Annotated in this window: 34 protein-coding genes and 1 tRNA gene; 8 read left to right on the top strand and 27 right to left on the bottom strand. The window is 58.6% G+C overall.

Annotated elements, in window-relative coordinates; genetic code table 11:
- Positions 1-19 precede the first annotated feature (19 nt).
- The 6 genes from ACEN8E_RS06370 (at position 20) to ACEN8E_RS06345 (ending at position 5,018) form a co-directional block, all read left to right on the top strand.
- Positions 20-1,513, top strand: a complete 1,494-nt coding sequence (locus tag ACEN8E_RS06370; protein ID WP_495591884.1) for a sensor domain-containing diguanylate cyclase — start codon at positions 20-22, stop codon at positions 1,511-1,513.
- Positions 1,500-1,718: a cysteine-rich CWC family protein gene (locus ACEN8E_RS06365; protein ID WP_495591883.1), complete on the top strand. Its 219-nt coding sequence runs from the start codon at positions 1,500-1,502 to the stop codon at positions 1,716-1,718. Before ACEN8E_RS06370 ends, ACEN8E_RS06365 begins: the two co-directional genes overlap by 14 nt.
- A gap of 33 nt (positions 1,719-1,751) precedes the next feature.
- Positions 1,752-2,444, top strand: coding sequence for a pseudouridine synthase (locus tag ACEN8E_RS06360; RefSeq protein WP_495591882.1), 693 nt, complete (start codon positions 1,752-1,754; stop codon positions 2,442-2,444).
- Between the two features lie 313 nt (positions 2,445-2,757).
- Entirely contained in the window at positions 2,758-3,642 is an 885-nt protein-coding gene (locus tag ACEN8E_RS06355; RefSeq protein WP_495591881.1) for an alpha/beta fold hydrolase, read from the top strand.
- Positions 3,643-3,823: 181 nt separating this feature from the next.
- Positions 3,824-3,897, top strand: a tRNA-Gly gene (locus ACEN8E_RS06350).
- Between the two features lie 557 nt (positions 3,898-4,454).
- Positions 4,455-5,018, top strand: a complete 564-nt coding sequence (locus ACEN8E_RS06345) for a hypothetical protein (RefSeq protein WP_495591880.1) — start codon at positions 4,455-4,457, stop codon at positions 5,016-5,018.
- Positions 5,019-5,279: 261 nt separating this feature from the next.
- On the opposite strand, the gene ACEN8E_RS06340 is transcribed toward ACEN8E_RS06345, so the two are convergent.
- Entirely contained in the window at positions 5,280-5,927 is a 648-nt protein-coding gene (locus tag ACEN8E_RS06340) for a hypothetical protein (RefSeq protein ID WP_495591879.1), read from the bottom strand.
- A 691-nt stretch (positions 5,928-6,618) separates the two neighbouring features.
- Between ACEN8E_RS06340 and ACEN8E_RS06335 the strand changes: the two genes are divergently transcribed.
- Both ACEN8E_RS06335 and ACEN8E_RS06330 read left to right on the top strand, forming a co-directional pair.
- Positions 6,619-6,870 carry a hypothetical protein gene (locus tag ACEN8E_RS06335; protein ID WP_495591878.1) on the top strand — a complete coding sequence of 84 codons (252 nt, stop codon included), beginning with the start codon at positions 6,619-6,621 and terminating at the stop codon, positions 6,868-6,870.
- A gap of 9 nt (positions 6,871-6,879) precedes the next feature.
- Entirely contained in the window at positions 6,880-7,176 is a 297-nt protein-coding gene (locus ACEN8E_RS06330) for a hypothetical protein (RefSeq protein WP_495591877.1), read from the top strand.
- Between the two features lie 104 nt (positions 7,177-7,280).
- On the opposite strand, the gene ACEN8E_RS06325 is transcribed toward ACEN8E_RS06330, so the two are convergent.
- The 26 genes from ACEN8E_RS06325 to ACEN8E_RS06200 form a co-directional block, all read right to left on the bottom strand.
- On the bottom strand, positions 7,281-7,535 hold the full coding sequence (locus tag ACEN8E_RS06325) for a hypothetical protein (RefSeq protein ID WP_495591876.1): 255 nt from the start codon (positions 7,533-7,535) through the stop codon (positions 7,281-7,283).
- A gap of 31 nt (positions 7,536-7,566) precedes the next feature.
- Complete coding sequence (locus ACEN8E_RS06320) at positions 7,567-9,549, bottom strand: hypothetical protein (protein ID WP_495591875.1); 1,983 nt, start codon at positions 9,547-9,549, stop codon at positions 7,567-7,569.
- Positions 9,550-9,561: 12 nt separating this feature from the next.
- Entirely contained in the window at positions 9,562-10,515 is a 954-nt protein-coding gene (locus ACEN8E_RS06315; RefSeq protein WP_495591874.1) for a hypothetical protein, read from the bottom strand.
- Positions 10,488-11,198, bottom strand: coding sequence for a hypothetical protein (locus ACEN8E_RS06310; RefSeq protein WP_495591873.1), 711 nt, complete (start codon positions 11,196-11,198; stop codon positions 10,488-10,490). Before ACEN8E_RS06310 ends, ACEN8E_RS06315 begins: the two co-directional genes overlap by 28 nt.
- On the bottom strand, positions 11,195-11,737 hold the full coding sequence (locus tag ACEN8E_RS06305) for a baseplate complex protein (protein ID WP_495591872.1): 543 nt from the start codon (positions 11,735-11,737) through the stop codon (positions 11,195-11,197). The genes ACEN8E_RS06310 and ACEN8E_RS06305 overlap by 4 nt, the downstream gene beginning before the upstream one ends.
- The gene (locus ACEN8E_RS06300) at positions 11,734-12,654 is read right to left on the bottom strand and encodes a hypothetical protein (RefSeq protein WP_495591871.1); all 921 of its coding nucleotides are present in this window, start codon (positions 12,652-12,654) and stop codon (positions 11,734-11,736) included. Before ACEN8E_RS06300 ends, ACEN8E_RS06305 begins: the two co-directional genes overlap by 4 nt.
- A complete protein-coding gene (locus ACEN8E_RS06295) occupies positions 12,651-13,361 on the bottom strand; it encodes a DUF4376 domain-containing protein (RefSeq protein WP_495591870.1) in 711 nt (236 codons plus the stop codon). The genes ACEN8E_RS06300 and ACEN8E_RS06295 overlap by 4 nt, the downstream gene beginning before the upstream one ends.
- Positions 13,362-13,370: 9 nt before the next feature.
- Positions 13,371-14,981, bottom strand: coding sequence for a phage tail-collar fiber domain-containing protein (locus ACEN8E_RS06290; protein WP_495591869.1), 1,611 nt, complete (start codon positions 14,979-14,981; stop codon positions 13,371-13,373).
- Between the two features lie 8 nt (positions 14,982-14,989).
- Positions 14,990-15,583 (bottom strand): phage tail protein, encoded by a 594-nt coding sequence (locus tag ACEN8E_RS06285; protein ID WP_495591868.1) that lies wholly within the window; start codon positions 15,581-15,583, stop codon positions 14,990-14,992.
- Positions 15,576-16,751 (bottom strand): baseplate J/gp47 family protein, encoded by a 1,176-nt coding sequence (locus ACEN8E_RS06280; protein WP_495591867.1) that lies wholly within the window; start codon positions 16,749-16,751, stop codon positions 15,576-15,578. Before ACEN8E_RS06280 ends, ACEN8E_RS06285 begins: the two co-directional genes overlap by 8 nt.
- Positions 16,748-17,065: a DUF2590 family protein gene (locus ACEN8E_RS06275; protein ID WP_495591866.1), complete on the bottom strand. Its 318-nt coding sequence runs from the start codon at positions 17,063-17,065 to the stop codon at positions 16,748-16,750. Before ACEN8E_RS06275 ends, ACEN8E_RS06280 begins: the two co-directional genes overlap by 4 nt.
- Positions 17,062-19,035 carry a phage tail tape measure protein gene (locus ACEN8E_RS06270; RefSeq protein WP_495591865.1) on the bottom strand — a complete coding sequence of 658 codons (1,974 nt, stop codon included), beginning with the start codon at positions 19,033-19,035 and terminating at the stop codon, positions 17,062-17,064. The genes ACEN8E_RS06275 and ACEN8E_RS06270 overlap by 4 nt, the downstream gene beginning before the upstream one ends.
- Before the next feature lie 7 nt (positions 19,036-19,042).
- Entirely contained in the window at positions 19,043-19,186 is a 144-nt protein-coding gene (locus tag ACEN8E_RS06265; RefSeq protein ID WP_495593281.1) for a DUF6890 family protein, read from the bottom strand.
- 20 nt (positions 19,187-19,206) lie between these two features.
- Entirely contained in the window at positions 19,207-19,497 is a 291-nt protein-coding gene (locus tag ACEN8E_RS06260) for a putative phage tail assembly chaperone (RefSeq protein ID WP_495591864.1), read from the bottom strand.
- Positions 19,494-20,006 carry a lysis protein gene (locus tag ACEN8E_RS06255; protein WP_495591863.1) on the bottom strand — a complete coding sequence of 171 codons (513 nt, stop codon included), beginning with the start codon at positions 20,004-20,006 and terminating at the stop codon, positions 19,494-19,496. The genes ACEN8E_RS06260 and ACEN8E_RS06255 overlap by 4 nt, the downstream gene beginning before the upstream one ends.
- Positions 20,003-20,530, bottom strand: coding sequence for a lysozyme (locus ACEN8E_RS06250; RefSeq protein WP_495591862.1), 528 nt, complete (start codon positions 20,528-20,530; stop codon positions 20,003-20,005). Before ACEN8E_RS06250 ends, ACEN8E_RS06255 begins: the two co-directional genes overlap by 4 nt.
- A complete protein-coding gene (locus ACEN8E_RS06245; protein ID WP_495591861.1) occupies positions 20,527-20,733 on the bottom strand; it encodes a hypothetical protein in 207 nt (68 codons plus the stop codon). Before ACEN8E_RS06245 ends, ACEN8E_RS06250 begins: the two co-directional genes overlap by 4 nt.
- Positions 20,730-20,942 (bottom strand): TraR/DksA C4-type zinc finger protein, encoded by a 213-nt coding sequence (locus ACEN8E_RS06240; RefSeq protein WP_495591860.1) that lies wholly within the window; start codon positions 20,940-20,942, stop codon positions 20,730-20,732. Before ACEN8E_RS06240 ends, ACEN8E_RS06245 begins: the two co-directional genes overlap by 4 nt.
- A complete protein-coding gene (locus ACEN8E_RS06235) occupies positions 20,942-21,394 on the bottom strand; it encodes a DUF2597 family protein (protein ID WP_495591859.1) in 453 nt (150 codons plus the stop codon). The genes ACEN8E_RS06240 and ACEN8E_RS06235 overlap by 1 nt, the downstream gene beginning before the upstream one ends.
- 3 nt (positions 21,395-21,397) lie before the next feature.
- Entirely contained in the window at positions 21,398-22,513 is a 1,116-nt protein-coding gene (locus ACEN8E_RS06230) for a DUF2586 domain-containing protein (RefSeq protein ID WP_495591858.1), read from the bottom strand.
- Between the two features lie 11 nt (positions 22,514-22,524).
- Complete coding sequence (locus ACEN8E_RS06225) at positions 22,525-23,205, bottom strand: phage virion morphogenesis family protein (protein WP_495591857.1); 681 nt, start codon at positions 23,203-23,205, stop codon at positions 22,525-22,527.
- Entirely contained in the window at positions 23,195-23,638 is a 444-nt protein-coding gene (locus tag ACEN8E_RS06220; RefSeq protein ID WP_495591856.1) for a phage tail protein, read from the bottom strand. Before ACEN8E_RS06220 ends, ACEN8E_RS06225 begins: the two co-directional genes overlap by 11 nt.
- Entirely contained in the window at positions 23,635-24,096 is a 462-nt protein-coding gene (locus ACEN8E_RS06215) for a head completion/stabilization protein (protein WP_495591855.1), read from the bottom strand. The genes ACEN8E_RS06220 and ACEN8E_RS06215 overlap by 4 nt, the downstream gene beginning before the upstream one ends.
- 101 nt (positions 24,097-24,197) lie before the next feature.
- Positions 24,198-24,911, bottom strand: a complete 714-nt coding sequence (gene gpM, locus ACEN8E_RS06210; RefSeq protein WP_495591854.1) for a phage terminase small subunit — start codon at positions 24,909-24,911, stop codon at positions 24,198-24,200.
- On the bottom strand, positions 24,911-25,927 hold the full coding sequence (locus ACEN8E_RS06205; RefSeq protein ID WP_495591853.1) for a phage major capsid protein, P2 family: 1,017 nt from the start codon (positions 25,925-25,927) through the stop codon (positions 24,911-24,913). The genes gpM and ACEN8E_RS06205 overlap by 1 nt, the downstream gene beginning before the upstream one ends.
- Before the next feature lies 1 nt (position 25,928).
- Complete coding sequence (locus ACEN8E_RS06200; RefSeq protein WP_495591852.1) at positions 25,929-26,852, bottom strand: GPO family capsid scaffolding protein; 924 nt, start codon at positions 26,850-26,852, stop codon at positions 25,929-25,931.
- Positions 26,853-26,888 lie beyond the last annotated feature (36 nt).

The following is a 26,888-nucleotide window of genomic DNA, read 5'->3' as shown; positions in this document are numbered from 1 at the left end:
TGCTGCCAATGGAACTGCCATGCCGCTTCGCTCGCCGCTGTATTCTCAACGTTCGTTGGTTCTCACGCTGGTCGCGTTGCTGGGCGCAGGCTTCCTCGCCACTTCCTTTCTCAGCTACTACGCCTCCCGGGCATCGATCCGCGACAACATCGTCAACACCGAACTGCCGCTGACGTCGGACACGGTCTATTCGGAAATCCAGAAAGACCTCGTCAGGCCGATCCTGATTTCCTCGATGATGGCCCGCGACACCTTCATGCGCGACTGGGTGGTCAACGGTGAAAAAGACTCCAACCAGATGACCCGCTACCTCAACGAGGTCATGACCCACTACGGTGCCTACACCGCGTTCTTCGTCTCCAACGCCAGCCTGACCTACTACCACGCCAAGGGTGTGCTCAAACAGGTCAGGGCCACCGAACCCCGCGACGCCTGGTACTTCCGCGTGCGGGACATGAAGGACCCGTACGAAATCAATGTCGACCCGGACCTCGCCAACAAGGACAACCTGACCTTTTTCATCAACTACAAGGTCTACGACTACAACGACCGATTCATCGGCGCGGCCGGGGTTGGCCTGACCGTCGACGCGGTGATCAAGCTGATCGACAAGTACCAGCAGCGTTATCAACGCAGCGTATATTTCGTCGACAACTTCGGGCGCCTGGTGCTCACCGGCGCCGAAGGGGGTCCGCAGGGCGCGCACATCGGGCAGAAACTCGGCGAACTCGACAGCATGAAAGACCTGGTCAGTCGGCTGCCCAAACCCCACAGCGGCAGTTATGAATATTCCGTGCAGGGCCAGGGACATTTCCTCAACGTACGCTTTATCCCGGAACTGAACTGGTACCTGTTCGTCGACAAACGCGAAGACAGCGCCCTCAGTGAAATCCGCCAGTCGCTGTATCTCAACCTGCTGATCTGCCTGCTGGTCACGCTGATCGTGCTGGCCCTGCTCAACCGGGTGATCAAACGCTTCCAGGACAGGATCCAGGCCCAGGCCACCCTCGACAGCCTGACCGAACTGCCCAACCGTCGCGGCTTCGACCTGCTGGCCGCACAGGCCATGCAAGAAGCCCGGCGCGAGCCCAAACCGCTGACCGCCCTGCTGCTGGACCTCGACCACTTCAAGGCGCTGAACGACACCTATGGCCACCTGGCCGGCGACCAGGTATTGATCGGCTTCGCCCGGGATCTGGAAAGTTGCCTGCGGCACTCCGACATCGTCTGCCGCTGGGGGGGTGAGGAGTTCATCGTGTTGCTCAAGGACACCGACGGCAAGACAGGCCTGATGATTGCCGAGAAAATTCGCCAGCACGTGGAACAACAGCGCTACGCCTACAACGACAAGGCCTTGCAACTGACCGTGAGCATCGGCCTCACCACCCTGCAACCGGATGACACCTTGCATAGCCTGCTGTCACGGGCGGATCATGCGATGTACCGGGCCAAGCAAAGTGGCCGAAATCGAACCTGCGTGGAAATGTCTCACTCCGTCCATGAACCAGCCTGACCTCTGCCCCGCTTGCGGCGCCCCCAACGACTGCACCCTGGCCGACCCGCGAACCGCCGACCGCGCCTGCTGGTGCTACGGCGTCAGCATCGACCCGGCAGTGCTCCAGGCACTGCCGGCGGAGCTACGCGACGCCTCGTGCCTGTGCCCGCGTTGCGCCGAGGTGGAGGCGCAGTTGCAAGCAACATCCGGGTCGATCAAGTAAGATGCGCGCCCTTTTCTTCACTGATCCCTAGTCATGCGTGTCGACCGATTCCTCAGCAACCTGCCGTGCTTCAACCGTAAGCAGGTGCGCCTGTTGCTGGTGGAAAAACGCGTCAGGGTCGACGGAAAAACCGTCAGTGACCCGCACAGCGAAGTCCGCGAATTCAGCCGTGTCGAAGTGGACGACGACGTACTGCAAGCCGGCAAACCGCTGCGCCATTTCATGCTGCACAAGCCCCCCGGATGCGTCAGCGCCACGCGCGATCCACAGCACCCGACCGTACTCGATCTGATCCATGAACCGGACAAGGACGAACTGCACATCGCCGGCCGCCTGGACTTCAATACCACCGGCCTGATGCTGATCACCAACGACGGCAGCTGGTCGCGACGCCTGACCCAACCGCAAACCAAACTGCCCAAGGTCTATTACGTCGAAACCGAGCAGGACATCGGCCCCGAATACGCGATCAAATTCAGTGAAGGGCTGTACTTCGCCTTCGAAGACCTCACCACGCAACCGGCCGGACTAGAGCGGCTCGGGCCGAAATCGGCACGCCTGAGCATTGTCGAGGGCCGTTATCACCAGGTGAAGCGCATGTTCGGCCACTTCGACAACAAGGTGCTGCGCCTGCACCGCGAGCGCATGGGCCCATTGGTGCTCGACAACGCGTTGAAACCGGGTGACTACCGCCCGCTGACCGACGAAGAGATCGGATCGATCTAAGCGCTAGACCGCTCAGCAGAAAGTTGTCGAACAATTTACCAACGGCACTTGCGCAATGATGTGACCCCTGCTTGAATCAGGACGTCGGCCGAAATGTGACCGATGAGTCACCACATACTTCCAAGAAACTTTTTGCCGGTAGGAACCCATGGGTTCCGGCCTCACCCGGCAGACTGCCCGCCAATAACAATACCCGTCGACCGGACTGCATTGGATCGACATGGGCCAGCAAATTCCAAGGCATATGCCTACCTGTCACAAAGCTCGTGCAATCTCATTTGCGCGCATACCCGCTTGCCAGGAGTCTTATGACATGAGGCCAGAAATCGCTGTGCTGGATATACAGGGTCAGTATCGGGTTTACACGGAGTTCTATCGCGCAGACGCCGCAGAGAAGACCATTATCCTGGTCAACGGCTCGATGGCCACCACTGCGTCGTTTGCACAAACCGTGAAAAACCTCCATCCGCAGTTCAACGTCGTCTGCTACGACCAGCCCTACGCGGGCCGGTCAAAAGCCCACAACGTGCATGAAAAAATGCTCACCAAGGAAATCGAAGGGCAGATCCTGCTGGAGCTGATCGACCACTTCGCCGCCGAGCACGTGCTGTCCTTTTCCTGGGGCGGCGCCGCGACCATGATGGCGTTGTCGCAACGGCCACGGCGCATCGAAAAAGCCGTGATCAGCTCGTTCTCCCCGGTGATCAACGCGCACATGCTCGACTACCTCGAGCGCGGTGTCGAACACCTCGGCAACCTGGACCGCGACCGGGTCGGGCACCTGGTCAACGACACCATAGGCAAACACCTGCCGTCGCTGTTCAAGCGCTTCAACTATCGCCACGTCAGCTCCCTGGCCGAGCATGAGTACGGGCAGATGCACTTCCACATCAGCGACGTGCTGCACAGCGACCGCCAGTGCTACCTGCACGCGGCGAAAAAAATCGATGTGCCGGTGCTGTTCCTCAACGGCGAATGGGACGAATACACCGCCGCCGACGACGCCCGGTTGTTCGCCGGCCACGTGCAACACAGCACGTTCAGTACCATTCAGGCCACTGGCCACTTTCTCGACATGGAGCACAAAGCCGCCTGCCGAGACAGCCGCAACGCACTGATGGGTTTCCTGAAACCGTCGCAACACGAAAGCCGACCGCGTTACCACAACGTCCAGGAACACCATGCATTGGCAAGCTGAAGTAGCGTCATCGCGAGCAAGCCCCGCCCTGCTGCGTTAAACGTATTGCACAGGCGCGAGGCTTGCCCGCGATCGACCGTCACGGGCTCCACGCGTTGTCGATAAATCCGCGTTAAACCCGCCCCACGTAAAGAAAAACTTCAAATCGCCGGCCGTATCTGGTACAAAGTCACCGCTCTGAGCGGGTGTCGTATAATGGCATTACTCCAGCTTCCCAAGCTGATAACGAGGGTTCGATTCCCTTCACCCGCTCCACTATTTTCAAGGCCTGTAGCTGTGTTCATCCGTTACCGCATCCCGCTGGGGGCCGTATTGGGGGACGTTTGATGAAATCAGTCAAACAGCCGCAAAGCCTGACCCCACCCCCCGTATAGGTGCCAATCCTAAAATCTGTGGGGGTTCGAAAAAAAAGTAATATTAGTAATATCCCCTCCGAAAATCAGCTACAGCCCGCGTAGATCAAGGCGTCCAGCCGTTTATGGAAAGGCGATATTTGAGCGATAGGAAGGCGATATTATTACCTTTCTATAAAGCTATATTTCCATTCCTTAAAACCCAATGAATCCGGGGGGTTGGCGGAAATATTACTTTTCATATCGCTTCATATTACTTTGCCATGTAATACCATTACCCCCAGTAAAACCGGGGGTTCCAGCCACATCACCTACCCCGTATTACTCATATCGCTCTTTTTGAAATGCCCTCCCTGTCTTTAAGAATTAATCTCAAGAAAGCCGCTACGTTTAGCCTTTTTTGCTTACTCAATGCCCGCTAAAGACAGCTCTATCAACCAATCGCTAGGTGTTTTTTTCATGAGCCAGACCCAAAATCTTCTAGATGCAATCCGTGCGGAGCCTGAAGGTGCTTTTAAGCTCTATCGGGCGACTGAGGAAGAACCAGAGGTTGAGCAGTCGATTGAAAACCTCGGTGAGCTTGCCCTGCGAGTTCAGCATGCCCGGGCGTCAAATTGTTTGATTGAGGTGGTTTCACTGCGCTTGCAGTACATGGACATCTGGCTGCGCATTTACTATGAAAATACGCCGCACCAAGATGAGCGAAAACAACTGTTTGCCCCTCTCTTAAAGCAATGCTTACACCAGGGGCTTAATAAAGTCCTGTATGACAAAATCCACAAATTCAACAAAGACCGCGTCGATGCAATCCACGGTTACCTGGTGGGAGCTATGAAATACGACGACTTGACCAAGGTCGTTGCTGAATCCGACGGGTTGTCGGAGGCTCTTGCCGAGTTTGTCTTAGTAAACTCTGGTGAACCAGTGACTGTCGATTTTGAGAATCAGCATCATAATCGAGGCGATGCGGTGTATCACTTGCCGAGCATGATTGCTCATCTCCGGTCTTGCGATCCAATCTAGCTTCACAGCTAATCTTCATGGGGCGGGACCAGCTTTTGTTCGTAACGATATCGAGCACAGGACGAGAGGCGCAGCCCCAGCAGAAGTTTAAATGTTACGGCTAGGAGTGAATTGGACGAGATGCAAGGTGAAGCGAGCATAGATGAGGCCCGCCCACCGTCGAAGACATACCGCTGGTGCGATCTATTGATCAGTGTTAGTCAATGCGGCGACTCCCTTGAACTGCTCTCCGCTATCGCACCACCGGCTCAGCAGGAGCTTCTATATTTTTATCGGCCTAAAATATTGTGAAAGTTTAATATCATTTACAATAATCGGGCTTATCGGACTATCAAATCTTGGCTCCCAAATAATGCGAACCTCGGCTTGATCTACAAAATCTAATTCCTTTACAAAAGCTGGGTGTACACCAAAGTCTTCCCCATTCCACTCCTCTTCACGGGACTGATAAGTCACATGGTCAACTTTAAAATGTTTGATCGGAACATGCTCACTCAACACGTTATTAAGCGTCTCGAGAAATGGTAGAAAACTGACCAACTCAAGGCATGAATCCGCACCCTCCAAAGAGTTCATAACCGATTTGGAGCGCTGATGCGATAGACAAAGAACGAAGCAATCTGGGTGATCAAAATTGTTTATGATATTCACCTTTCCAATATGCAGCTTACCGCCCTCCTCCATCCTTACAAGCTTAAACAGCTCATTTGCCCGAGCATGCTCAGCTTTAATGTTATTTTCATTGACATCAAACATTTCATGAGTAACTACCTTCTTGCCTTCTTTAGCATCGCCAACACCTTTTTTATGCTCCGATCGCCTAAAATCGTGCAGCGTGCCAATTCTCAAGCTCCCCATACTCATTAAGCTATCGGTATATCGTTGTGCTGCATATCTATAAAGTTTCAATTTACGTTCCCTGTTATTTAAGAAAAAATATTAGAATAGCTTTACCCACCACTTCACGAAAATGCAGTATAGCCTAATAGCCATTTGCCGCGCCGCGCCTCAAAAATGGCTACCATATCCCTCTCGTCCCCTCTTTCAAGCCCTCGAATAGGTGTTCAAACTGGGTCGAACGTGTGGCCAATCTGTGAAACAAGCCAAAAGGCCTGGAAGCCATACATTGCAAGGTCTCTAGGCTGACTGACCGCAATCCAGATACAGCCCTGTAGCGCATTTGGTGCTACTGCTCCAGAAATGAAAACCCGCCGAAACACGCATTTTCCAACTTTTCGCTCAATGAAACCGGGCACACCAGCGCTACCCCTTCCGTGACCGTACCCTGCGCCGCTGTGCAACCGCGCTGCATTTCCTTTCAAAACTTTGCACTCTGTGAAATTGCCAATTTCCTGCAGAGCCCCACGGCCAGCCTGGGCTGCAGGTTCGTTTGCACTACATCGGGATTTGCACAAAAAACGGACGCAAAGCCCGTCGGCGGGAGGGGGATAAGTGCTTTTTCAGATGTTTTTTTATTATCCGGACGATTTTCGCCTCATGCACCTCTTGCCCGCGTCACGTATTTCATCGGGCAGACGTAGCCAGCCTTTCTCCTTCGATATACTGTTTATCCATACAGTCATAGAAAGAGATAATGGCAATGGAAGAGAGAGCCGCTACAGCATCTACCAAGAAGGCGCAGGCGCTCGCCGGATGGCAGGTACTACTGAGGAACGAGGCCGCATTGCTTGCGGCGCCGGGTGTTCACCACAAAGCCCTATTGAGGCAGGCTCATGCGTTGCACCGGGAACAGGTGATCGATCGCGATGACCTGAGCGATCTCCTTGAGCAAGCCGATGGTGCATTGGCCTACGCAGTGGAAGCATTGTTTGATTATCAAATTGTCGAGTAGGTGGGGCTTATGCATATGCTTGTCACACCTATGCGTCGCCAGGGCATCGCGCTCACCCCACAGGAGCGCCGGCGTTATCCCGCGATCAGAGGGAACGTCATGGTGAACTCAGAGATCAGCCCAGATCTCGGTCGTAGCGCGAACGTTGCTCGTGTGCTTGTGGGTATGCCGCTTGATCCAGACCCGCTTCCGAGTCTGCTGGACGCAACCTTGGCAGGGATGGCAAATACCGGATTTGTTTTAAGTGGAATCGAGTACATCGACGGATGCGCCTACGCGCAATCCTGGTGGTGCCGTCTGGAGTAAATGTGACTCTCCCGACGAAAAAGAAAGCAGAGGCCAATGGCCCCTGCATATATGGTACAGACTGTTGCAGATGAGTTTGTCTCAGGCTATTGCAGACAACTGGTCTAACACTCAATGCAGCCCTGAAACTCTATAAGCGATTTTAGATATTCATACGCTTGAACAAAAGGATTGGCTCCATTCAAATCATATGGAGCAGCCAACAATTCAGAGTTGAACGGTTCATTATCAGCATCTACTCGGTATGAGACAGTAAAGTACATTTCCGACTTTGAAGCCGACAGTGATGGCAAGCTAACTGATGCGTACGCTCCTTCAACCACAAGGCCACGAAACTTAGTATTAATCAAAAGCGCCATATTTATTCCTCACCACCATGTTAGTTATTATTTAAACCGAAGCCCCTAAGGCATCGACCCACACCGTCCCCGTCCACCAAATAGGCTTCCCGTTGGCGCTCAAGCTGACATCAAAGTACATAACACCAACATCATTAGCTGAAAGTGTTGGCCTTCCCGCTGTTGTGCCTTTGTTAACAATCCAGGCCGTTGCGCGCGCGGCACCTGGGCTTCCACCAACGACTACGCGATACTCAACGGGATACCCAATGGAGATATTCTTAATCGCCAGCTTATCGCCACGAACATGCGTTCCCACGGTCGGTACCGCATTAATCACTAACATCCGTGGCTTGGGAAAACTGGCGTTTTCTTGCACCAGATACGGACCCGCCGTAGCGTTTATTTCCTGGCCAGCCGCGATCCGCGCTAACGATTGGGAGAAATTGGACACCCTGATTTCGCCGCTGGTACTGATCAGGGTGGTTTCGCCCAGAAAGGACGGCTTAGTAATGGCAGTAGGCAGTCGGAAATCAAACTTGTCGGCACCGGTCAAAGTTCCGGTTTCATCGATCAACTCCAGTTTGATCCGGCCGATGTTGTAACCCTTGCCATTATCATTTTGCGCCAGCAGCTTGGTCGATCCGGCTACATAATGAATCTTTAAATCAATCTCGCCGATGGTTGTGTCGGTGATTTCTCCAGCGATGGCTTGAAGAATCCCCGCCCCATTTGCCGCTGAAACCAGATAAAGGTTACCGACCAACTGACCAATGCTGACGGTCGAGCTGACGTTACCTGTCCGGGTGCGGATAGGCACATATGCATACTCGGGGCTGGAGGCGCTAACCTCATAGCGTCCCACAGTCAGATTGCCATTACCCAGGCTGCTGTTGCCTTTGCAATCTTTCACCCGCAACACGTTGATGTTGGTTTTACCGCCCCCCACTACCATTTCATCCAGGCCGTGAGTAAAGGTGGCGACGTTCCCGTCTATTTTGCCGGCCAAGTTATAGACGCCGTTGTCGGTCAGACCATCAAGGTCAATGGTGCCGAAGTAGCACTGGGCTTGCGACGAAACCCACCCACAGTTCAAGTTCGTACCGATGAGCGAAGTAATCGTGTTGTTGTTGCCGACGCCGTCCGTGGAAAGCAGCCGAGGGATGGAATCATTCTCGGAGGTGCCCTTTTGATGACCCGAGCCATACACGCCAATGCGGCAATCGAAGCCATCAATGGTGACGCCCGATTGCGGGCCACCGATGGCCGTCGGTTGCCCGGTAATGTTGTTGGCGCCAATGAGACCCTTTGACCGGTGCCCCGATACCCGCACACAACTGATGCCTTTGCCCAGGGCGTCGACTTCAATATTCAGGATTGAATCATTACCACTGAATTCCAGGAGAATGCCACCGGGCACGCTGGGCATCGGCTCGAAACATATCTCGCTCAGATTGATGGTATGGCTAACCACGGTTTTGCTGACTTTGTAGGTCAGTCCATGGCCGACCACTGGCAAATCTAAAGCCGAGGCTGCGATGAGTGGTGCCGACCAATCCCAGGTGCGCCAATCATGCGGGTCAACCTGCGTCGCCAGATTGGCAAACTCCCACAAGCTTATGGCCTGGGTTGAAAGCGCTTGCGCTGCGGTGGTGATAGCGCTGGAAAGCTGGCTCCTGCTCCACCCGAGCATCCACGCTGCGCCGGCACTTGGATTGGTAGGGTCTTTCAGCTTTTGTTCAAGCACTAGGGCCGCGTTTTCAGCCTCATCCAGCGTCGCTTGCACATCACTGCACTGGACGTGGATTCTGAAGTCACGACTCCCCTTAACTACTCGCAGGTCGTACAGACCGTTGGCTGCCGCAAACTCGATTTGTCCGAATTGATCGGCGAAAAAGGGGTTACCTAAGGCAGTTCCGTTGGCCTTATGCAGCTCCGGTACCAAGGCTTCAGTACCACGTTGATACAGATAGCAGGTCGCCTCGCTGAGGATGTTCCCCGCGTCGTCCTGGGCAAAATATGTCTTCAGTTCCACGAGGTCTTCCTTTTAAGCGGTAATTGGCTGCAACTGCTCGACCAGCAGCATCGCGTGCGTGGCCTTGGCGGTGAATTCGGCGGCATCTGTGGGACTTGGCGTAGGTCCCGGCATGTGGGTGTGAGCGGCCAGCTGCACATTCATTTGCTGAACCAGGTCGAGTAAATCGCAAAGAATCTGTAGGACGTTGACCCCTTCTGAGCCGAGCCAAGTTTTTGGGGCGGTACTACGGCGGATTCCTTCGACGCGTTCCTGCAACTGGCCACCCACCGTCAGGTTGAGTTTTTGGCCCACGACTTGGTTGAGGTCGCGGCCGCTGGCCAGGTGAAGGTCATCCAGTGCGACCAGACTCGCGGATCCGCCCGACAGCAGCTTGAGCGCACCGATCGCCTCGATCGTCTTGATGCCTCCGACCGACTCGGTCGAGTGGTCGTCGACTTCCACCGTGCTGCTCTGGTGGCGTTCGGTATTGGTCAGGCTTTCAACATCCCGCTCGATCGATTTGTCACGGATCCGGCCTTCGGTTTGACGTAGCCAGTTTCCATCAGCATCAACGCGTTGCTGTGCGTCTTCGCTGTGCTGCCATACCTGGTCACCCTTCGGTACCTTCGGCAGACTCAATCCGTGCGGCAGGATTGCCTGAATAAACGGCTTGCTCGGTAGGCCATAGGCGAAACACACGACAACCCGGGTGCCTTCTTCGGGGAAAGCGAAAAAGCCCATCTCGTCGCCACCCATCGGCATAGGCAGTGGGACGCCGGCCAGCACTGGCAGTTGCATATCCGGCTCGTCGTCCTCGCCCAGCAGCTCAAGGTCCACCGCAAAACGCGGACGGAAGTCATCGCAAATGCCGGCCCCGGCCGGGGCATCGGCTACACCCACGACCCGGGCAAAGCGTGGCAGGTGATAGCCGCCGGTGAGTTCGGGGAATTGCCGCTCTACACTGCGGCGGATTGCGTCTTCCATCGGATCGCCATTTGATTGCCGGTGAGCGTCACCTGGGTGATCCGCTCGCCTTGGTTGATGGATGCACCTGGCCGCAACCCGGGAAGGGCCGCAATCATCGCGCTCTGATTGTTTTGGTAATCGTTGAACAGATCGACCGGCAACTGCAGCGGCGATCGGGTTCCGAAGAAGCTGTCGGCCCAACTGCCCACAAACACTTCGCCGTCACCCTGCTGCTGCCATATGAAGTCGGTGATACCGAAAACCCGGGACAAGCTGTCCATGGCCTGGTAGCCGGCGGCCAGGTTGTAAAAAAACGGGGCTTTGATCTTGGTGTAAGCCTTGTCTGGTACTCGGAAGCTCAACCCGGTTTTCTGGCTGATCTCTGCCAGTACCGTGCTCAGATCGGCATGGCGCAGGTTGAGCGGCAATGGGTTGGCCAGGATCGCGGCCAGCTCGCGACAGAACAGCACCTGCTCGATTGCGTTGGACGACGTACAGCGTTCGACGTAGCCAATGAAGTGGCGCTGCAGCGGGTTGTCGTTGTAGCCGATATCGAGGGTGACCAGTCCCTTCACCGGCGCCGCGGCCTGAATGGTCAGCGTTGCACGACCAGGCGATCGCAACTCGAGGCGCACGTCATCCGCGATCAGCGGATATACCACTCCACCAATAGTCAGCACCTTGTGCAGTTTCATGCTCACGCCCCACCGCCCAGGTAGTTATCGAGCTTTTTCAAAGTTGCTTCGAAGCCGCTCAGCTCTTGCCCGTTCGCACCGGCTTCGCCTGCACCTGGTGCAGTGACCGATTGCCCCGGGGCGCCTTGCTGCGTCACACCCTTGGCCGCTCGCCGCGTTTCGACCCGCTCGGGGTTGGAGAGCTTTTCCGACAGGGTGAACTGCACAAGCCAAGCCCTGAGCGTGTCATCTTCCCGGGCGCTGACACCGTCGGAGAACTGCACCTGGCGTACACCAAATGCTGATGCGGTGTCGTTCACGAGCCGGTAAGTTTTGAGCTGACCACCGGTGTCGGTCGCCTCTGCCAAGCGCATCAGACTGCGAAGATGCGCCTCGTCGACAAATGGGATTAGCAACGTGACCGCCAATGTCTTGGGCTTGAAGCCCTTGTGCGCCGAGTCGGTGTTGCTGGTTTGTCCGGACAGGTCATCGCTTTCGATCCGCAGATTGGCAGTGACCTTGAGGTTTTTACCGCGTACCTGTTCGCCATCGAGCAATAAGGTCATAGGCCCACCAATTCGCGAACAAAGCCCAGACCTTTCAGGGATCCGACCAGAAGCACTCCGGCGGACAGACCCCACTCGTGACCGGGTGCATCGCCCTGCAGGAGCTGGCGACGCAATTCGGCGGCATTGCCCGGACCGATCAGGCGCGCGCGCATGGTGTCGTCAGCAGTGCCGCCGGCGAATTGAGACTTGAGGTCGGCCAATTTCTGCATCTGTGCCTGTGCCTGACTGGCTTTGCGAACGGCCATCTTGGCCAGGTCGGCCATCGGCGAACTGTCCGCGTAGCTCTCTAAGGCCGACAGCTGACTGTTCAGCGCGTGGGTGGCGGCCTTGGTCACGGTGCAACGCTCCAGGGGCAGAGCCCCCCAGCGCGGCAGTGTGCCGGCGGTGGGCAATTCCCACTTTTCAGCGTCCAGCGCGAACAGGTTTTTCGCTCGACGTTCGGCCCGCTGCAGGTCAGGCATGGGCAGCACGGCGTTGAAGCGGGACAGGGTTGCCGCGAACTTGTCGTAGCGCGTGCCCAGGAACATCACCACCAGGGCGTATTGCGAGCCAGTCGGTCGGCTGTCGTCGCCGGTGTCTTCCAATTTCTCGCCCAGCTGCTGCAGCAAGTTAGGCGCAGACAGGTAACGCTGATAGCCGCGCCCCTGCCCCACTCCACTTTGGAATGGCGTCACAACCAGGCAGGCCGGCACTTCGCCCAGGGCATCGCTCAGCCCTGCGCGACCAGCGGCGACGGCAGCTTCTGCAGCGGCACCGACCGGCCCAGGTGAGGTAGTGGCCAAGTCAGCCAGACCTTCAAGGCGCTGCCCGGTGCAGGCCAACTCGCTACTGGCCAGCACCTTGGCGGCATCGAGGCCGCCGAGCCACTGGGTGGACTGCTCCGGCCAGCGCATGGTGATGGGGGCCCAAGTCATACCGGCGCGGACTCCCATGCCACTGCGTTGAGCGCGTCTGGGTCCGAAGCCGACCGCGCCGCCGCCAGGGTTTGCTTGAGGTCGTTGGCCTTGCGCAGGCATTGCAGCTTGAACTCGGTGAACTCGTCGCCGATCTGGCGCAGTTGATCGCTGGTGTGATCCAGGAAGGCTTTCACCCCAGACTCATCGCGGCAGGCATACGCGCCGCCCAGACCGCGCAGAATCATGCTGGTCAGATTCAGCTGGTCCTCGAGCTCGGTATCGTAGAACTGCCGATCGCCCAGGGCATCCGACCAGAATCCACCGGTGATCTCCTGCAGACAGGCCGCGTTGATCGCCAAAAGCTGTGCGCTGTAGTGCTGCTCGATCATGGCCGGGATGTCATCGGCCCAGTGACCGTTCACCCAGATCTGGCCCGGGCCTGGTACTTCCAGCGTGTAACCGGTCGGAAGCGAGCCCACACGCTCGATCACCAGGGCTTCGCGGGTCTCGATGTTGTATGCCGTCCGCCCCTGGTAGCTGTCCACCAGATGCCAGCCCCGACCATCCCAATGCGCCGCCATTTTTTCCGGTACCGCCGGCGGCGCCTCTTCAATGCAGCCGCCGGGAATCAACCACACATCAGGTTCCAGCGGCGAGCGATCAGCCACGGTGGTCCCGGTAAAGATGCCCAGATGATCGGTTTGATAGACGATTTTCGTGTCCATAGGTTGGCCTCAGTACTTGATGCAAGCGAGAAACGCGATGTTGGTGGGGCGCGTTTCGCTGCCACCGGTGGCGTTGACGGTGATTGCGTGCGAGTGGTCGCCCACGGCATTTATGGTGATGTTGTGCGCGTGTGCACCTGCTGACGTGGTGGCGGTTGCAAAGGCGGGAATGTCGCTCCCGTTCAGTGGGTTTCGTGGTTCTCCCGGAGTGCCAAAGTCCGCACCGTCCGGGGTGAGGTCGCCGTAGTGGACGTTGTGGGTGTGCGCGCCCTGGGTGTCGCTCGAAGCAGCGTGTATATGGCCGCCGGCGCCGGCGGCACTGCCGGTGTGGTTGTGGCTGCGCGTATCGTCAGCTTGGGAGCTACCCAGAACACGGCCGACATCGATCCCCCGGCCATCGTCCAGGATGCGAATAAACTTGCCGCGTGGGTCAGGCAAGTTGAAGGTGCTGACGCCGTCTCCGGCGCCGTAGGTGGTGCCGATCTTGGCGAACAGCCCGGCATACACCGTGCGCGACACCGCCGCACCGTTGGCGCGGAACCAACCCGGAGGTGGCGTGGCCATGGCAAAGGTGCCGATGCGTCCAACTTCCGAGTCATCAATGATCTTGCGCAGCGCGTTCAGCGCCTTGGTGGTGGCCAGAACTTCGCTGCTATCGGTGCTCAGGTCATCGCTCTTGGCGTTGGGCAACTCACCCAGATCGACGTCTTCTTTGGTGGTAGCCCGGGCGCGCAGGTGTTCGTAGTCACCGTTACGCAAGGCGATTTGCTTGACCAGGGCGCCGGTGACGGGCTCACTTTGGCGCAGATCCGTGATCTCCCCCGACACCGCCACGCTGGCCAGCTCCACCAGGTAATGGGAAGTGCCGTTGCTGTCGACGTAGTCCGTCTTTACGGCGCCGAACACAACCTTCCAGGCAGCAACCGTTTCGCTACCTTCACGCGCCAGTGCAACGTCAAGCCACGCTTTAACTGGAAGTGCCGGCAACTGGACTTGGACTGGCTCAACCAGCTCAAGGCGCAGGCCCTCCACATAGACAATGCCCGCTTTGACTTGGAAGATGCCAAAACTGCGCTCCATCTGCAGGCTGTCGGCCAGGTAGCAGACCCGCCCGAACACGTCACGATTGCTCATGCGCTCGCGTTGATCGATGCCGTTCAGGCGCACCGTGAAGTCGTGCTGCCAGGTGCTGGCGTCGACGGTAATACCGGTCAATGCCTGGGCCCCATTGAACTCCACCAGGAAGTTGCGGGTGACGTTGTTGCCGATCTGCAGCGGTGGAATGTTTTTCCGCTTCTGCTGCACCGGTACGGTCGCAACCGCGAGCAATACGCCTTCGGCGGCTTCCAGGCCAATCCAGTTGAAGTCCCAATCCCCCACGTCCGAACCTACCATCAGGCTGTAAACCACCTGATTCGGGCTGACGTAACCTTTGCGGTCGTAGGCCCTGGTAAACACGATCTGATCCGCCGGTGGTTTCCCGGCCGCTCGATCTACAGGAGCATTGGGGTCAAGGCCAGGAACGAGCGCCAGAACGAAGCGAGCAACATCGAGCTTCTCTCCAGCGCCTTGTTTTTGGGCAATGAGACTTTCGCCGGCAAGGGTGATGCTAGCTCCCATGGGGGCTCCTAAAATGAATCAGTCAGAAAAGTGAGGATTGCGAGCTCGTTGATCACGATCAGGCGGCTTGCGCTGTCGTCCAGCGTGGCAATCAGGGTCTGTTGGTCGTCGTTGAAGTCGGCCACGCCGATGTTCAATTTCACGGGAGTGATCGTGACGAAGTCGTATCGCCGGCAGGTGCGGCCGTATTGCTGCATCAGGACGCGCAGCAACACCGGGTTTTCGCTCAACTGCGTGTCGGACAGGTGCAGCAGGACCACGTCCCAATCGAGGCCTGGCAGGCGCTCCTGGATCTCCACGTAACCCACGCCCAAGCGCTCGAAAATGCGCACCATGCCAGCGGTGCTGCCCGCGTCGACGGCGTTGACGAAGGCGTATTTCACCCGCAGGCGGTACAGGTTTTCGGGTTCGCCGTGGAAACGCTGAATGTCGCGCTGCCAAGCCAGCAGGTCGAGCACGCTCAGGTGGCAGGTCTCCGCATCCATCTGCAGCAACGGCCAGTGCAGCCAGCCTTCGACCTTGTTCCACCAGGCTTGCGCGGCAGCTTTGAGCTTGGCCAGCTCCGGTCCGTCAAGCCAGAAAGGTAGGCTCAACTTAAGCATTCAGCCGCACCTCAACCCCGGATAGACGTGGGATGGTCAGCTCGGAAATGATGTCGATGTTGTCGAAGTCGAGGGAATCGATTCCAGGGAACTGCTGGTGCAACTCTTCGCCAAGGCGACTGAACGAAAACCGGGATTGCGGGTGCGTCAGTGTCGGCTGGTAATCGCTGGCGGTGCTTTCTCGGAACGCGGCGCGGATGTACAGCTCGACATCCGATTTCAGTTTCGCGTAACGCTCGGCACCCACTTCAGCCTTGGTCCAAACCGTCAAACTGACGGTGTGCAAGGTGGCTGGCATTTCCAACACCAGAAGATCGTCGCCGTGACCATGGTTGCCACCGTCACGGATGTAGCGATTGATCTCAGCGAGGAAAGTGTCCGCTGGCGAATCGGCTTCGAACAGGACAAAGGCATTGGCACTGCCCGGGCCCCGGGGCGCGTTGTGCTCGAAGTAAACGCCGTCAGGCTGCACGCCCGGGAACGCGGCAATCATGGCGCGATACACCGCGTCGGTGTGCCATTGGTTGACCGCTGAAAACTGATTGCGCACACGCAGGCGCAGCTCGTCGTCAGGCTCGGTGTCCGCACCCGGTTGGCTCAGCCAGCCGTCAGCATTTACCACCTGGACCACCCCGGGCACGGGTTCGGGCAAAATGGAAAAGTAACCTGGTGCGAGGTTGAATCCGCTGCCCGCATGCTTGGCACGGGCCAAAATCCGGATCTGTGATTCGCCATCGGCGAAGCTCGCCGCCGCCACCGTCACCAACTCGTACACATTGCCGTTTATCGCAATCGACTGCACGCGGGTACCGGCGGGAACTTCCAGCAAACCGGCCAGCGCGCTCCTGGTGAACAGCAGTAGCCCCTCGGCCTTGGTCGCAGGCTTGCGAGTGACGTTGACCGCCCAGGCCAACATGTCCAGCCAGGCACCGATGGCGGTTTTCACGAAGAAGTTCGGCAACACTGTTCCGGCGATAAATTCGATCAGCCACATCACAGGCTTGGTTACCAAGGCGGTGATCACCCGCCAGAACGGTGACCATGCGCTGCTGTTGCTCAACTTGCTGCCCTGAGCGACGACTTCCGCTTCCCAGGCCGCACGCAACTTGGCCTCGGTGGTCGGAATGCCGGCGTCACTCAACGCCTGTTTGAAATCTACGTCACTCACAGCACTACCTCGACAGATCCAAATTCAATGGTTTTGGCCGTGACCAGGTACTTACCCTTTTCCTCTTCGAGGATCCGGACGGTGCCCGGCACCAGCCGCACGTCCGCCTCAGCGAGCAGTTCCAATTGCTGAATGCAATCGGCCTGGCGGAAGCGGTCGCGCTCGGCTACCAACGTCACCAGCAGGCCGCTTTCGCGGATCATGTGAGCGATGTCCTGGGCAATGCTGGTTCGATCGTCCACCAGCAGCGGCTGGTTCGAGGGGTCCAGGGTCAAGTCGTTATGGGTGATCAATAGATCGATGTAGAGGCTCATCCACCTACCCCCATCGCCACCATGTTCTCCAGCTCCAACGGGGTCATTGGCTTGGCGGTATGGATTTCCATCTTCTCGATGTGAGTCGTCTTGCTCTGGGTCTGGGTACTGCTGTTCTGAATGCTGCGCAACAGCCCACCCGGTGGAACGGCGGTAGGTCCGTTCGGGGAAATGCTGGTCATGGCGCCGTTCATGCGCTTGCGAGCTTCTTCCGCGATCGGCGCTGACAGGCCACCAATCTCTGATGGGCTTGGCAGATCACCAAAAGCGGCATCGATCTCCACGCCCGGGATCTTGTTCAGCATGTCGATCAGGCCGTTGATCGCACTCTTGAAGATCGCGACGATGCCCTCCCACGCGGCGCGGGCCATGCCGGTCCAGCCGCCGATCGAACCAAACCAGTCAGATAGCCGCTGCAGCTGGTCAGCCACCCACTTGAACGCCGCGGTATTCATCAGCGCGGCGGTCCACTGGTCCCAATACACAACGGCGGCGACCACCAGGGCGATCAGGGCGACGATCCCGGCAATGATCAGCAGCACCGGGTTGGCCAGCATCGCGGCGTTGACCAGCCAGATGGCGCCTTGCCACAGCAGCATCGCGCCACGCACCAGGCCCATCCAGGTGTACATCGCGACCATGCCCACGACGAAGGCGCTGATCATCACCGTGTGGAACAGGAACATCGCGATGCTGCGGAAACCCGTCCAGGTCAGAACCTTCCAGATCGTGACCAAGGACAGCCAAACCATTTTGCTGAGGCCCACCACGAACGTGAGCGCCGCCATTGCGCCAGCCAGGCCAAGGATTACCAGCACGGTGATGCCCACCACGCGGGTGATGTTGGGAAACAGTTGGGTCCAGCGGGTCAGCGTCGAGGCGATGCCCACCAGCCGATCCATCAGCGGCGTGAGCAATGGAATCAGCGACTGACCGAACGCGATGCGCAGCGCCTGCACGGCGGCGCCGAACTGCTGCCATGGGTCGACCATGGCCTGAGCCATCTTCTCGGCGTTTTCCAATCCGCGCACCTTGCCCAACTGGTCCAGCCCGTTCTTGAGCCGGTCGGTGTCCTTGGCCAGCGCGCCGATCACCTGGGCACCTTCGCCGCCAAATGCATCGAGCAGCTTCGCGCTGGCCGACGCACTGTTCAGATCGCCCAACTTGCCCTGCAGCTTGTCCAGGACATCAAGGATCGGCAGCATCTTGCCCTGCTGGTCGGTCAGCTTTACCCCCAGCTTTTCGGAACCGGCAGCGGCGTTTTCAAAGAACGCCTTGTAGCGCCCGCCGGCATCGCCGCCTTCCATGGTGCTACTCAGCGAGCCGATCACGGCAAACTGCTCGGCCATGTCGACGCCAAAACTGGTCGCGATCGCACCGACTTCCTTGAACGCATCCTTGAGCTGTGCGCCGTCGGTACGGAACAGCTGCACCGCTAGCGCCGTTTGGCCGCCCAGTTTTTCAACCCATTGGCTTTTGCCCATGGAATCAGCGGAGGACTTGAACAGGTTGTACATGGTGCCGACATAGACACCCATGGTCTCGGCGTCGGATTTGGTCGCCTTGGCCAGCAGGTTGCTGGTGTTGGTGAACGTGGCCAATTGTTCGCCGGCCAGGCCTTTGATCGCACCTGAAATGCTGTACGCGGAGGCGACGAACGCCTGGGCGTTCTCGCCGTAGGCCACAGAAAACTCCAGTGACTTACGGTTGAGCGCATCCAGGGCATCTTCAGCTACGCCCAGAGAACGAACCTCACCCAATGCCCGATTCATCTCCAGTGCTGGTTCCAGCGACTCGGTGATGGCCACACCGGCGCCCACCATGCCGGCCAGCCCTGCGCCCATCTTCACGATGTTCTGCTGTCCCTGGTTGGCCAGGTCGGAAAAGCTGGTTTTCACCTTGCCCAACGGGGCGCTGACCTTGTCGGTCAGGCTGAGGATGAAAGCCAAGCGGGCAGCGCGGTCAGCCATGGGTGTCCTATCCGTTCAACGCGAAGGCGATGCCGTTTGCTACGGCAATCTCCATCCGGCGCCAGTGTTCGTCTTCCAGCCACTTGGCCGTGCCCATGTTTTCAATGGAAAGCACAGCACCAGGTAGCCAGCGGTTGGTCAGGGCCACCAGTTGGCCAAGACCGTCTTCCGTCAGGCCTTCAGCGTGCCCGAGGACTTTTTTACGGTGACTTCGACGTCAGGGGCGTACTCCTCGAGCAACGCACCCGCGATGGTCATGGTGGTCACCGGATTGGCCAGCAGCGGCTTGAGCACGGCTTTCTGGTCCTGCTGCACGGTGCCCATCAGCAGGTTGCTCGCCGGTGCCACCTTGTTGTTCTGGGTGGTCGCGTTGAAGTACTTGGTGACGTCCTGCGGAGTCAGGCTGAACAGAAACTCGGTACCGGCAATTTCCAGGGTGATGTCGCGGTTTACTTCGCTCATGGGGTGTTTTCCGTTGGTGTATGGGATGAATCGGTGACCGGCGATCGCATGACCACCTGGCGTATGTAGTCCTGCAGCCCGAGGATCATTTGCTTGCTCAGGGCGAGCTGGCTGCGGAGGGTGAAATAATCTTGTCGAGCGTCTGCTGCGAGTTCGGCGCCGCCTGCATCAGCCACGCCGACGGCGTTGGAGGCCGCTGACACAAAGGGTCTACAGATGGCGCGGACTGACAGCCGCTGACGGCCAGCGTCAACATCAAGACGTAGAGCATCGATCTGAGCATTCGCATCGTTCAGTTCCTCGGTGCGTTTAAGGTCAATACGGTCACGAGCGGCCAACATCTCGCCGCTGATCCGGGCCGCTTCACGCAGGCCTTGTGCCTCGGATTGGGCGCTGTCGCGCTCGCGGCGGGCGGTGTCGCGTTGATCGGCCACCCAATCGAACGCGCACCAAGCCAGCAGGCCAGCGAGCACCAGGAACAACACGATTCGTAGCGGGCTGATGGTCATTTGATACAAAGCTCCACTTCAGCCAGGCGCCGGTTGTGCAGCCCCCGAACGAATTCCTTTTTGCCCTGGGCGTTGGTGACGTACGCCCAGACGGGCGTCTTGCCGTCATTTGCCCAAGCCAACGCCCTGCAGCCCTCGGCGATGTGCCCCGCATTGATCAGGCCCACGGCTCGACTGGCGCACGTGTTGGCCGTGCCGACGTTGTGCCCGTGGCTGCTGAGAGCGTCGAAGGTGTTCTGCCCGATCGCCTGATTAGTCAGGCAGTCAGCCAGCTGCAGTTGCCCCTTCCGCACCACTAGGTTCTCCACCTCGGCGCAGCGAGCGTCGGACCAGTAGTCACCGACGATCACTGGCTCGGGGCTGGTGTGCCGGGTGATGCCTTTGCATACCGTTGGCAGGCCACCGGCCAACTTGTCGGCGTAGACAGTGTTCTGCCCGTTGCCTTCCCAGGTGCCCAAAAACGTCATCAGCGTGACGCTGGCCAGCGCGATAGCGCCGGCGGCGATCTTGTTGCGCAGGCTCACAGCTTTCCCCTCCAGTCGCGCAGCATCTGACGGTACTTGGGGACCAACAGCAGAATCTGCAGCACCATGTAGAGCGCGGTCAGCATGTAGGCTACTGCCGACCAGTCGATAGCACCTGTTGCACCGGTAGCGGCCACGCCGATTGCCGGTGACGCCTTTACGAATGCAATGGCGGTGTCCTGAGCGGCCTGATTCGTGCTCATCGGCGAACCTCTTTCTCAAAAATTGACTGGCATGGCACGCAACGTAAGATCCCGCCGAGCGCCTGGCGCTCTTTTGGGATCTCGCCTTCACAGTCCAGGCATTCGCTACGGCTTGCCCCGATCGGGCGCGGCTGGGCCAACTGGGCGGCAATCGCCTGGTCGCGCTGGCGTTGCTCCAGCGCCTGGGCGCGGTCGAACGGGCACACCATCAGGTCAGGCCCTCGATTTCGGCAGCGCCCAGGTACGGCACGCCGTTGATCTTCACGAAGTCAGGACTGGTGACGTCGTACGGGATCTTGTGCTTGTTCTTCTCGGCACCCTTGGGATCGATGCTGAGCAGGCTGGACAGGCGCAACTTGCAGCCGAAGGCCTCAATGCGCAGCTCTTCCTCACCCGCCTTGGCGAAGAACACCACGTCGAATGGTTCCAGTTCCCGGAAGCTGCCGGCGGTCCCGGCCGCTTCGATCACTAGGTTGAAGTTGGTGGTGTCCAGCTCGATCTCGCCGGCGGCGGCCACGTCGCCGTCAACATGCCCGTTGGGCACGCCCCGGGTTTGTGCCACGGCCGTGTTGTCGGTGATGTCCAGGGTGCAGCTCTCGACGTGTACCTGCAGGTCGCCCAGGGTCACGTCAAAGTTTTTGCCGCCAATCTTTGCCGCCATGGGTTACTCCGTATCGTCGGTGGAAAGGTCCAGCGCGATGTTCGCGGTCAGGTCTTTCGGGCAGTTGAGGGGGCGCATCTTGATGTAGGCCTCGACGGCGGTTTTGCTCGTCCAAGCCAGAACAATGTCGCCGTCTTTGGGCTGCTCGATCTCGCCCGGGAACACCTGGCCAGCGAAGGTTGTGGACTTCGCCATAGCGCGCAGGGGCGCCATCAGCGCATTGATGTTCACGGCCATGCTGTTGGGGGTGTTGTTCAGGCGGCGATCAGCTACGCGGCGAATCAGCAGCGGGCGGATCCGGCGTGCGGCCTTGTGCACGATGCGTACGTACTCGACCACCTGGAAATCGCTGGCCGGTGCATCGAGCATGTTGCCGTCGCCCCAGTACACGCCCGGGTAGTCCGGGTAGGTCTGGCTGACGGAAAACCGGGCCTTGTCCAGCTCCGAGCGCAATGCAGACTGCAGGGGTACCCCTTCGGAGTCCGAAGGCACAGGCCCCAAGCCCAGCAGCGCACCGGTGGCCACCCGCATGGGGCTGTCCGCGATGCTGACGGCAGCGTTAGCCAACCGGCCAGCCAGCACACCCAGATCATTGCCATGCAGTTGGGGGACGACCAGGACGAGCGGCGCCAATACGTCTTTGGTGATCGCCTTCTGCGCTGTCAGGTAATCCGCCCAGGTCATCGCTATATCGATCCCTTTGGAAGCGGTCATCACGAACACGTTGCGTTTGAAGGTGTTGGCCAGCTCCACGGCTTCGTCGTGCATCACAGTCAATTCGGCGCTGGCGGTCACTGGTGTGGTGACGACGACGGCCTCAACCGAGTAGCCCTGCTGCTGGGCTTTCTCAAGCGCCAGTTTCCAGTCGCTATTGGCAGCAATTGGTGCAGCCAGGCAGGCCCAGCGATCGCCACCGTTCAGACGTGCAGCGGTGATCTGGGTTTTCAGATCGCTGACAGGAATGCCCAGCTGAACATCCAGATCACTGTCAGTGTTCAAAGGGATCAGCGAACCGACGTTTTTCGCGCCGACGCCGATGAAAAGGAAATAGCGTTCAACCGCCGTCACAGCACCCTGGCTGAGATTGAGGTTGTTAACGCTGACTTGACCGAGTGCCATGCAGTGCCTCGCTAGCGGGGAGAATTGAGGATTTGTTGCAGCACCTGGTTCACCAGCAGGCTGGTATCCCGTTCGGTGCTAACGCCGAGGAACTGGCGTTTTGGCAGGGTGATGTCCCAGCTTTGCGCACCAGTGGATTCGGTTTGTTCGTTGTCCAGGATGCGAATCAGCAGTCCCGCCTTGGCGTAGTTCACATGCTCTTGAATCCACGCCACAGATGGGCGCGTAAGGCTTTTCTTGCCTTCCTGACGGACCTTGAAACCGAGACGGCGCAGGCGTTTGGCCTGTTTTTCCGTCGCGGCCAGGCCTGCAGGGACTTTGTTCCACTTGCGCATCTGGGCAGCCGTGCGACGCTCAGACACGCCGTTGTGCTGCTGCGAGGCAACCCAGCGGGTCAACGCGTTGCGCCATCCCAGCTCGGCCTCATCGGCATTCACGCGGGTGACCATCAGCAATTTGCCGAGGCCCGCTTCCATCTTCTTTTTGCCCTTGGCCGAGCCTTTGCGCGGTGCGAAGGCGCTGCCATCGATGTTGCGTTGTTCGCGGATCCGCTGGCGGCTCATGCTGCGTACGCGCTTGGTGACGTTGTTGAGCAGGCGCCGACGCAGCTGTGGTGGAAGGCTCAGCAGGGCCAGTTGTTCCTGGACGCCCAGATAGCCGCGGACATCCAGCTCGAAGGTGCTACGCGCCATTGCCGGTCACCTCGCCGCGCTCGGCCACCCACAAGTCGAATGGGATGAATGACCAGGTCTTTCCGAACGCAATGATTTCGCCGTCCGGATCCTCGGCCAGGTACTGGGGTTCGCTGAATTCCAGCTTGATATCGACGTCAGCCAGGTCGTCATCGAGCATGGTGATGTCAAACTGCACAGCGGCCAGGTGGTCGCGATCGTCGTCGTTGGTTTCCAGCCAACTGCCGACCAGGGCCATCAACCGCCCCGGGTGGTCGGCAAAACGCTCCAGCACGATGGTCGCGGTGTAATTCATGTCGCCCATGTGCATGCCCTGCAGGTCCGGCTTCCAGACAAGCTCCAGTCCGACCTGGTCGGTCCAGCTGTCCAGCTGCTCCGGAAGCACCAACTGGCGCTGAATCAGGTACGCGGTCAGCGCCTTGAGCTTGGTCATAGCAGCGCCACCGAGATGCGGCCACGGCCCTGCAGCGAGCGCACAGCGGCTTGGCTGAAGGCGAGGAAGGTTTCAGCGCGCTCAGGCAGTTCCTTGCCGGTGTTCTCGGCGCTTTCGCGGCGGGTCACCGTGGCGAACTGGGTCAGCAGGCTGGCTTTGGCACGGGTGTAGACGGCGCGCTTGTACGTCGCTGCTTGAAATGTGCGCTCCGGCAGCACCATAGGGTCAGCAGATTCCACGGAGGACACGCCAGCGACAATCCATTGGGACTTAAGCTTGGCCAGATCGGTGTTGACCTCGATCATCGCCATGGTCAGCTCAGTGACCAGCATGTCTACCAGGTACTCCGCCGGCAGGCGGTAGCCCTTCTGGAACTCGCTTACGGAGAGGTTCGGCCAAAAGCCGTCGTTCTCGATCGCCTGATCCACAAAGGTGGTGGGTTTACCTGAAAAACTCATTGCTGGCCGCTCTAATAGGGCGGGGAAGCTGCGTCGACGGCATCACCAGGTCACGAGTGACTTGGATGACCTCAGCAGTTCCCCGCTGGGGGGGTAGTCAGTTATTGGGTTGCGGCTTCAGCCTGCTGCTTGGCCAAGGCCTTGCGGGCCCCGGTAAGTCGGGTGCCTACGCCGATGCCGTCGTACAACGCTTCGGCGCGTTCAAAGTGAGTGACGGCCAGAGCCCATTCCTTGCGATCCATCGCCAGAATTCCCAACTGCTTGTGGTAGCGAGCGGGGATCCGCTCGAACAGATTCCACTCGCCGTCAACACGGTGCAGAAGGTTCGATACATAGGGTTCAGGGCTGCGACCTGCCTTGAACTCGGCCTCGGCCCACTCGATCACCTCGTCAGCGATGAAAGTCGGAATGTCCCGGTTGAAGCGTTCAGGCAGCACCTGACCTTGAGACATGGCGAAGTCCGCCAGCTCCAGGCCCTTTTCAAATTGGGTGGTGTCGAACAGCCAAATCAGAACGTACACCAGCACCGAGTTCGGGAAACTCAATCCGGAATCGCGGTACCGCTGCACGTATTCTTGGTATTTGGGCAACAGCTCATCACGCTTGAGCTGCTGTCGAAGTTCGCGGCTGTTGATCGCGCTGATGCGCTCCAGATCGACAGCCAGCGCGTCGTCCATCAGCTTCAAATGCTTCTGCGCATTCGCAGGGCTGGAGAGTGCAGCGGCAGGCGAGTAGCCCCCCGCTGCGGCACCGGCGACAGCCATCGCTGGACCTTGTGCAAGTACGCGCCGCTTGTGCGCCAGTGCCAGGCTCATCAGACCAGCTCCACGTTTTCAGTCATCGCGAACTTTTCCAGCTGCTCGATCACATAGCCTTCGTTGCGGCTGTTGTAATCCTCGACGCGGGAGCGTTTCGGGTTGTCGATGGTCTGCTTGCGCCAGCTGGAGTCCTGGAAGTAGATCGACAGGTTGTCGAAGCTGGTGACCACCACGCCGTTGACCGGGAAGAAGGGCACGCTGAAGCTCGGCAGACCGCCATAGGTCGCAATGACCTGCGCGTCTTCGATACGTTCTTTTTCGGTCGGGACATCGCCCTGCTTGGCGTACAGCTTGGCTTTGTCAGCGGCCAGCAGGTCGCTACCGATGATCGCGATCAGGTCGCCACCGTCGCGCAGGCGCTCGTCGACCATCTGCTTGGTGTCGTGCACCAGGGCATCAAGGTTCGCGTAGTCGCCGCCCTCACCCAGCGTGACTTTGCCGGCAGTCAAGCCTTGGGACATGACCTGCTGCGGGATCTGTTCGCGAGCGATCTGCAGCCAGCCCTTGTTGACGTCCTGCAGCATCGGGTGGGCGACGATATCGGTCTGCGCAGCAGCGCTGGTACCGTGGAAGCCGACCATGATGCGGTCCAGGGCAATTTGCTTCTGCACGGCCGCCGAATAGCGCTGATGGAAGTCCGGGAATTTCGCCCAGGCATCGATCTTGGCGTATGGCAGGCTGACGTCGGACTCGGTCGAAAAGAGCTCGTAGGTGCTGTCATCCAGCGCCGACACATCCTTGGCTTCGCGGTCGGTGGTTTTGGTGTTGGTACGACCGCTCACAGGCCCGGAAACGCCCAGGAACACCTTCTGACCCTTGATCTCGCTCACGCCGATGACGTTGATGCGCTGCAGGAAGTCCGACTTGGCAGTGATCGCGTCGTTCAGCTCTTGAGCAATGGTCGGCTCAACGTTGAACATTTTGCTCGACAGCTCAACGCCATAAGACTCAGCGATATCGAGCTGCATCTGGGCGTACATCTTGGCACCCAAAATACTCAGGGATTGAGACATGTCAGAGCACCCGCACTTTCTTTGGATCGGCGGCACCAGTGGTGCGCGGCAGATCACGGCCTTTCGGAGTGTTCACCAGCGTGTTGAACTGCTTTTGCAGCTCAGCCAGGCTTTTGAGAACGGCTTTGTTGGAGTTGCCTTGACGACTGAACTCACGCTCCTGCTCGGCAGTCGTCACGATGTCGTCAACGGCGCTTTGCACTTCATCGATCGGCGCCTGGTCAGGCTCTGGGGCTTCTTCGGCGGCCGGCTCAATCACTGCCTGAATGCCGGCAGCGACAACAAGCAGTTGAGCCAGCAAGGCCTTCAAAGCCGTAGCTGTAGCTTCATCCATTGGGGGTTTGCTCTCGGTGGGGGTGTCGGTGGTGTCGGAGGCTGCCGGCTGCTCAACAGCGAAGCGCTTGAATAGGCTGGTGATCATCGTCGCCAGCTTGGCCAGCTCGCCCTGGGGTTTCTCTTCGTTCAAAGCACCCAACTCGACAGAGGCGGCGTAATAGGTGGCTTTGTTGGTGCGGTGCGAGAAGTACAGTTCTTGCGTGCCCAAGCTTGCTGGTTGATCGGTGACAGCCAGGCCGGTGAGATAGGCTTTGCCGGAGTTGGCGAAGTTCGGCCAGATTTCGATGCTGGAGAACAGCTTCTCGCCCTGATCATTGAGCCAAAGCAGTTTCTGATTCGGCTTGAGCTGGGCCTCCAGCGCAATCTGACCAGGCTCCAGATCGTCAGCTTCTTCGACGAGTCGCACGGCGAAGACGGTGCCGTGGGAACCGCTCCAGCGTTCGTGCTCGCACCAGATCACAGCGGTGTACTTGGACGGTGCATAGGTCTCAGCGATATCGCGCAGTTCCTGGGGAAGGATTTCTCGACCATCAACGGTCGGGCCGCTGGTGGCGACACGTTTCCAATACGAAACTAGGGAACGGGGCATGGGCGTTAACTGCGCTCAATCGGTGATTTGAGGCCC

The sequence above is a fragment of the Pseudomonas sp. Pseusp9 genome (assembly GCF_059491265.1).
The sequence above is the reverse complement of the archived record's forward strand: the minus strand, read 5'-3'. Positions and strand labels throughout refer to the sequence as shown.